This window comes from Sulfurovum sp. bin170, assembly GCF_010892395.1.
In the GTDB taxonomy this organism is placed as follows: domain Bacteria; phylum Campylobacterota; class Campylobacteria; order Campylobacterales; family Sulfurovaceae; genus UBA1140.
Genome location: NZ_JAACKB010000287.1, coordinates 1 through 7,033 on the forward strand (window position 1 = coordinate 1; position 7,033 = coordinate 7,033).

At 36.5% G+C, this 7,033-nt stretch carries 7 protein-coding genes; 4 read left to right on the forward strand and 3 right to left on the reverse strand.

Annotated elements, in window-relative coordinates; translation table 11 throughout:
* From GSY74_RS06785 to GSY74_RS06800, 4 genes are all read left to right on the forward strand, one after another.
* Window positions 1–1,014: bifunctional 2-C-methyl-D-erythritol 4-phosphate cytidylyltransferase/2-C-methyl-D-erythritol 2,4-cyclodiphosphate synthase (locus GSY74_RS06785; protein WP_164664348.1), on the forward strand; the 1,014-nt coding region annotated here is incomplete at its 5' end.
* Window positions 1,011–1,895: a response regulator gene (locus tag GSY74_RS06790; protein WP_164664349.1), complete on the forward strand. Its 885-nt coding sequence runs from the start codon at window positions 1,011–1,013 to the stop codon at window positions 1,893–1,895. The genes GSY74_RS06785 and GSY74_RS06790, both read left to right, overlap by 4 nt.
* Window positions 1,873–3,063 carry a sulfate adenylyltransferase gene (locus GSY74_RS06795; protein ID WP_164664350.1) on the forward strand — a complete coding sequence of 397 codons (1,191 nt, stop codon included), beginning with the start codon at window positions 1,873–1,875 and terminating at the stop codon, window positions 3,061–3,063. Before GSY74_RS06790 ends, GSY74_RS06795 begins: the two co-directional genes overlap by 23 nt.
* A 66-nt stretch (window positions 3,064–3,129) precedes the next feature.
* Window positions 3,130–3,621 carry a phosphatidylglycerophosphatase A gene (locus GSY74_RS06800; RefSeq protein WP_164664351.1) on the forward strand — a complete coding sequence of 164 codons (492 nt, stop codon included), beginning with the start codon at window positions 3,130–3,132 and terminating at the stop codon, window positions 3,619–3,621.
* Between the two features lie 23 nt (window positions 3,622–3,644).
* On the opposite strand, the gene GSY74_RS06805 is transcribed toward GSY74_RS06800, so the two are convergent.
* The 3 genes from GSY74_RS06805 to GSY74_RS06815 form a co-directional block, all read right to left on the reverse strand.
* Entirely contained in the window at window positions 3,645–5,048 is a 1,404-nt protein-coding gene (locus tag GSY74_RS06805) for a GTPase/DUF3482 domain-containing protein (RefSeq protein ID WP_255494572.1), read from the reverse strand.
* Complete coding sequence (locus GSY74_RS06810) at window positions 5,035–6,453, reverse strand: DUF2868 domain-containing protein (protein WP_164664352.1); 1,419 nt, start codon at window positions 6,451–6,453, stop codon at window positions 5,035–5,037. The genes GSY74_RS06805 and GSY74_RS06810 overlap by 14 nt, the downstream gene beginning before the upstream one ends.
* Window positions 6,454–6,571: 118 nt before the next feature.
* A complete protein-coding gene (locus GSY74_RS06815) occupies window positions 6,572–6,829 on the reverse strand; it encodes a hypothetical protein (RefSeq protein WP_164664353.1) in 258 nt (85 codons plus the stop codon).
* Between the last annotated feature and the right edge of the window lie 204 nt (window positions 6,830–7,033).

Here is a 7,033-nt window from a genome sequence, read left to right on the forward strand (position 1 = left end):
GTAGCTGATAATTTTCAAATGCTTTATAGCTTCAAAGATACCATGATTGTATCATCCAAAGATGATATTCAATCTATGTCTAACTTTGCTAATTATTCATTTGTAGAGGGAGGAACGAGTAGACAAGAGTCACTTAAAAATGCTCTTAAAAATGTTAAAACCGACTTTGTTCTTGTTTCAGATATTGCTAGATGTTGTCTTGATAATGCTATGATAAATCGTGTTATTTCAGCAAAAAAAAATAGCAGTTGTGTGGTTCCTGCACTTAAGGTTGTAGACACATTATACTTCCAAAACTCCCCAATAGATAGAGAAAATACAAAAATCATTCAAACTCCTCAACTCTCTTGTACTCAAACTTTGAAAAAAGCATTGGCTACGGATAGAGAGTTTAGCGATGATAGTTCAGCTATCGCTTCACAGGGTGGTGAGATTATTTTTGTTGAGGGTTCTGCCAAGGCTCATAAGCTAACAACGGTTGAAGACCTCTCTAAACTCTCTTGTTTAGAGAAGCCATCAACTAAAGCTTTGATTGGTTTTGGTATTGATATTCATCCTTTTCTTGAGGGGAAACAGATGATGCTATGTGGAGTAAAGATAGACTCATCATTTGGATTCAAAGCTCATAGTGATGGAGATGTTGCCATTCATGCTCTGATTGATGCTCTTTTGGGAGCAGCAGGATTAGGTGATATTGGTGAATTTTATCCTGACACTTCAGATGAATACAAAGGGATTGACTCTTCCGAACTTTTAAAAGACACTGTAAGACGACTTAGTGATTTTGGATATGTTATTGGCAATGTGGATTTAACCATTATTGCACAAACACCAAAATTGCTAAACTATAAAAAAGCTATGCGATTTAACTTAGCTAAACTACTAAATCTAAAACCAAATCTCGTGAATATCAAAGCTACAACAGCAGAGAAGTTGGGATGGATAGGACGCAAAGAGGGGGTAGCCGTGGAGGCTGTAACAACACTATATTATTATGATTGGACACAAGCATGAAGATAACCATTATCGAGAACGAGTTATATCTAGCTCAAAGTATATCAACTAAACTTAATCAATCAGGATATGAGACTGAGATTTTTTCATCTATAAAAGAGGCGATGACAACTAGTACGGGTGATGCCTATCTGCTATCAACCAACCTACCAGGGCAAAATTTTAATCCACTAATTACAAAGTATAAAGAGAAGATTATTATACTTATGGTAAGTTATATCAACAATGATACCGTCGCGGCTCCACTCAAATTAGGAGCTAATGACTATATAGTTAAACCGTTTATGATAGAAGAGCTTCAACGAAAAATTGAACACTATAAAGAGTTTCAGACTCTTAAAAAGTACAAAAATCTCTACAAAGAGTATAGCGAATATCTTCTCAATGATATAAATATCGTTGATGATATTGATAAGATTACTACACCCGTTGTTATATTTACAAACTACATCAAATTGGTTGACAAACTGGCATTTAAATATGCTCAAAATAGTGATAGAGTACTTGTTTTTGTTCCCCTTGGAGCTAAAAACTGGAGAGACAAGATAGAGAACTCCAACCCAAAACATATCCTATATATCTCTGAGCTACAAACGCTTAAAAAAGCTGAGAGAGACCAACTTTTTGAACTTCTTGTGAGACGAGAATTTATTATCTCTACAACAACAGATATAGAGACTCCTTATCCAAAGCTAGAGATAAATACTGATAACAAACTCTATGACCAAAATGAGATATTGACGATTGATGATTATGTTAAATTTATAGTAAACAGTTTTCAGTATCAGTTTCCAGATACAGAACTATCTAAAAAACTAGGAATCTCAAGGAAAAGTTTATGGGAGAAAAGGAAAAAATATGGCATCTTCAAGAAAAAATAGGCAACTCTATATAGATGCTGAGGCACACTCTACACTTGCATTGGTGCAGGAGGGGCTTATCTCTCCTGTAGATGGACTAATGAGTGAAGATGAAGCTATAGAGGTGGATAAGAGCAAGATGTACAAAGGAGTTCCTTACCCTTTTGCCTTTATATTAGCTCCTAGTGGAAAAAGAAATGAAGAGGTTCTAAAAACTGCTAAAAGAGGAGAGGTTTTAGAGCTGGTTAGTGGTGGGGTAGCTATAGGTGAACTCACTGTTGAGTCAACTTACGATATTGATAAAGAGCAACGAGTTATCTGTATATATGGAACTGCTGACCCATCTCATCCTAATGTCAAAGATACTATGAGTAGACTGGGAAATATTGCGGTAAATGGTAAATATACCGTTGAATATCCTCTAATCTCTACTAATCTCAAAAAAGTACAAAAATTGATTGAACATCAAAATGCCAAAGAGATTTCTGGATTTATGATAACTGCAAATCCACTTAATCGTGCTCAAGAGAGGATGATACGACAGGCACTTGATAAGTCTGATATGCTTATTCTATTTTTGCTAAAACCTTTTAAGAGTGGTGGATTGCGATTTGATATTCGATATGAGGCTATTATGAGCTTTATAGAGAACTTCTTACCTGCAAACAGAGTTGTAGTTGTTCCTTTAGAAAATACCTATATCTTCTCTGGCTATAATGAGCTTGTACTAGACGCTTTGGTAGCTAAAAATTTTGGTTGTACTCGCCTTATTGTTGGTAAAAATCATGCAGGGTTAGGGTTATACTATGATGAGAATCGTCTAAACTCTATCTTTGATGCATCAGAAGCAATAAAACTAGATGTCTCAACAGTTGACCAGTATGTATATTGTAATCTCTGTAGAACACTTGTAAGTAGTAGCATCTGTCCTCATGGTCAGCACCACCACATACACTACCACTCCCCATCTATTATGAAGCTGATAAAAGCAGGGATAATGCCACCATCAGTACTAGTAAGAAGAGAGGTCTCTGCATCTATATTAAGCACTCTTTTCCCTGATAGATTTGAAAATCTTCAAGAGCTTTATGACTCGCTCATTCCAAATGATGGAATAATGGAAGAGCATAGTGAAGAGGATTTTTATATTAAACTTATGGGGATGTATCAAACTACATCGTTGACATAATACCGTAGAGACAAGGCATGCCTTGTCTCCACAATCATATACACAAATATAAAAGAAAGAACAAAAATGAACTTAAACAGACTTTTTATAACATTTTTCGGAACAGGATTAGCTCCAAAAGCCCCTGGAACAGTGGGTAGTCTTGCTGCTCTAATTGTAGGAGTTGGAATCCTACAATTTTTTCCTATGGATACACTTTTTATGCTGACACTTGCTATCACTATCATCGGTATCTTTGAGATAAACAAGTATGAGAGAGAGACAGGAAGCCATGATGACAAAAGCATCGTTATAGATGAAGTGGCAGGAATGTGGATAGCTATGATGTTTGCCATCTCAACAGCAGAGACCATGAGCTACCCTTTTGTTTGGGAAATTGCCATCGTCTCTAGTTTTGCAACATTTAGACTCTTTGATATATGGAAACCATCTACTATTGGTACTATTGATAGAAAAGTTAAAGGGGGGCTTGGTGTGATGGGTGATGATCTTTTAGCAGGAGTTGCTGGTGGACTTTTGAGTGCTCTTATTTTAATGGGATTGGATAAAATTTTATAAAAAGCTACTCCTAAGGAGTAGCCTTATCCCAACAACCCCAACAATCCTTTCAAAACCGTATCTCTATACTCTTTAATTGACTCATCCTTGGGGACATTCCTTGCTCTGAGCTTCACATGAACACGCTCAAGCTTCTTTCTCATATCACTATCTATAACCTGTCCAGTATAAGAGTTCTCATCCCCAAGATTTACAAAATCTCTCTGTGCATGAGAACGCTTAGCCATAACAGAAGCGTGATATAATGCACGACCCAGTAAAATATAGGGAAAGTTTAGATTTTTCATAGGTCCAACAGTTAGCTCTCTCTTTCCAAAACTCTGTCCAAGAACTTTGACATCATATATATTATCAAATCCAACCATAGCACCAACACCACCAACAGCTCCACCTATAAGTGAAGCTAGAAATAGTGTTCCACCGCCAAAAGCTAGGTCGATACCAAGACCACCCAATGCCCCTGCTGAAGCTCCTGTTATAATCAGCTCCTTTTGACTAAGACCAAATATAGAAGCAGACTCTTTAGAAAAAAGACCTATATCATCAAGAAGTAGAGCATCTTCTGCCTTATCAATGCTTCTATGATTCCAGATTTTCTCTATCTCCTGCTTATGTTCTCTCTCATACTTAACAATCTGCTTTTGATACTCCAACTTGGCAGTTTTCTCTTCTAGTTTTGTCGCAGAGTCACCCTTTATCTTTGCAACATATATATAGGATAGACTCTTCTGCATACTAGACACGATAGTATCTACACTATGCTCTATCTTCTGTTGATGTAGAGTCTCCAAAATTCCAATAGCTTTTTGAATAGGCTTTGTCCACTCCTCTTTGAGCTGTGCCATGCTCTCTAGTAGCTCCATATGGTCACGAAATGTAGCCTCTATAGGGTTAAAAGTCCGAACCAGTCTAAAGTAGTGACCCAATGCCCTCTTCCACTGGTCACGATAATCCTCATCACCTATAAGGTTAAGAATCGCCATAGATGGCTGACCTGTCCAACGCAGTATCTCCATCTCGGTCTCATACTCCACCCCATAAGGTTTAGAGGCATCCACCACATAGATAATCCCTGCCCCATTAACTATCGGCTCTAGTAGCTCTATCTCATCTTTAAACTTTGGATGTTCACGGTTCTCTACTATAAATTTTTTGACCAAGTCACCTCTTTTGTCAGCCGATACAGGCTCCTGCTCTTTGAGCCAAGATAGTATTCGTCTGGCTCTTTGAAACCCTGGGGTATCAAAAAGTTCATAGATTATCTCTCCATCAACCTTTAGAGGAAAACCTCTATTTACCTGTGTAGTCCCAGGGGTATCACCTATCTGAATAGAGTCGTCGTATGCCATCGAGGAGACTATACTACTCTTTCCTTTGTTAGGATGCCCAACAACTGCAAATTTTGGATAACTGCTACTCTGCATCATCTATAACCCATACCTTTTTTGATTTTAATCCCTGTATCTTTCGTCTCCAAATAGCAATATCTTTAGCATCACTATCATAATAACGCCCCACAGTTCCCAATGGATAGAGCTGAACCTCATGAACCTCTCTATTCTCTATCAATATCTCTAAAAAGTCAATAAAATCCATTGTTGGAGGCTCCCATGACTTTACAAATAGAAGAACACTCTCTTTTGCATTCTCTGCTTTTGACTCATCCTCACTAAAGCTAGAGCTACCACCAACAGCAAATATAGCTAAACCTCTTATCTCTTTGGCATCATTTGCCAACACTATCTCATCTTTTAAAAAATTCCAACCAAAGATAGTGTTATAGGATTTATACATATTGTCACTGACTTGCTCTATGCTATCCTCTACTATCTCCAGATGAATCTCTTGTTTAGGTGCTTTTGTAGATATAAACGATGTATTAAACTCTCTTAAAATTCCCTGCACACCTTCAAGTGCTAAAAAATCTCTCTCTAGTTGTCTCTTAACACCATATTTGCTTATTAACCAAAGAATAAAACGAAAACAGATTGCATAGACTATGGTAGTCATTGCTAAGAATTTCCACCAAGCCCCTAACTTGTCAGCATTCTGAATCATCTGGGGGTCGACTCTCCTACCTAATCGAAAGTGCTGACTTATCTCAACTAACTCCAAAGATGGAATCGCACTTGGTAAAACTCCCTCCCACAATATGCCAATAGAAGCCAAAATAGACTGAAATACCTCTGGAGAGAGTTGAAGTGTTGTACTCCAACCAAAAGCTATATCTTTGACAACAACCATAAGCAGAAGAGAGATGAGCAGTCCAAAAGAGAAAAGAAGAGAGAGAAGCTGTATCCTCTCTATAAATATCCATTTAGAAAGCTCTGCGGAGAGTGGGCTATCCAAGGAATCCACTCTCTTAGCAAAAGGCAGAGTGGAGAATAGTTTCTCTATCCAATGTAACGGGAAAAGATGGTTGAAAAAATCTGCAACACCACCATGAGTCAGCATAGAGAGGAGTGAGAGTGTCATACTTAAAAGAGGAACTACCATAACTATCAGCAGATAGTAGATTATATTAACAGGAGCCTCACCACTATAACTTAGAAGTCCAAGACCTACAAAAAATCCTATTATAAAAAAAAGTAGTCCGAAAATAGAGCTTAACCGTGAGAGATAAGATAGATAGCTCTTGGAGTTTAACTCTTCTGTTAATCTAAACTGATTTAGGTTTGACCAATCAAGGAGTAGTTTTAGTGGATTTTGTAGGAGTTTTTCTCGTTTTAGTGCAAAAGAACGATTCTGCTCATGGTCTCCTCTATAGAGTTCTAAAAGCTGAGAGAAATCAAGATAAGTTTTAATAGATAAGTTACTGTTTTTTGTTTGCATATAAGACTTTGATTTTTTGAAATTATACGATTATTGTGCTTAAAAGTGTAGATGAGAATAAAGAGATTGTAGTTCAAATATCCCCCCCTAGATATTCTACTCATTGTAGATTTACGATTTATGCTGCGGCACGAGTATAATTAGAGAGACGCTTCAATTGCATATACCAATCATCGTCATAATCTAGTGAATCCATATCAACCTCATAAAGGCTAATCTCCAGACCTTCACTCGTCAACATCACATCACCAATATACTCCTCTGGTATATCCAATACCTGCTCACAATACTCTATAGCATAAAAATTATCTCTCAATGCACTTAGACTCCAACTAGAATCAATGTTTCTCCTTGAAATTATAAAAAATTCCTCCATCTGTAACTCCTTTGAATTTGACATCTTTAATTCTAGTATAAATTAATTTAATAATAGTTATAGTTTATAAAGAAAATTGTACTATTTTTAATTTTTTATAAAATTTAGCTTATAATTTGTTTTTTCAAAAATGATATAGAACACTATGTCACTAAAAGATTTTTTTCTGCTGTTTTTTATTAAAAAAATAGAAATTTTTATTAA

What these genes read in the sequence shown, in the direction of transcription:
- GSY74_RS06800 (WP_164664351.1), top strand. Translation starts at nt 3,130, where the DNA reads ATGAACTTAAACAGACTTTTTATAACATTTTTCGGAACAGGATTAGCT.
- GSY74_RS06790 (WP_164664349.1), top strand. Translation starts at nt 1,011, where the DNA reads ATGAAGATAACCATTATCGAGAACGAGTTATATCTAGCTCAAAGTATA.
- GSY74_RS06815 (WP_164664353.1), bottom strand. Translation starts at nt 6,829, where the DNA reads ATGGAGGAATTTTTTATAATTTCAAGGAGAAACATTGATTCTAGTTGG.
- GSY74_RS06810 (WP_164664352.1), bottom strand. Translation starts at nt 6,453, where the DNA reads ATGCAAACAAAAAACAGTAACTTATCTATTAAAACTTATCTTGATTTC.
- GSY74_RS06805 (WP_255494572.1), bottom strand. Translation starts at nt 5,048, where the DNA reads ATGATGCAGAGTAGCAGTTATCCAAAATTTGCAGTTGTTGGGCATCCT.
- GSY74_RS06795 (WP_164664350.1), top strand. Translation starts at nt 1,873, where the DNA reads ATGGCATCTTCAAGAAAAAATAGGCAACTCTATATAGATGCTGAGGCA.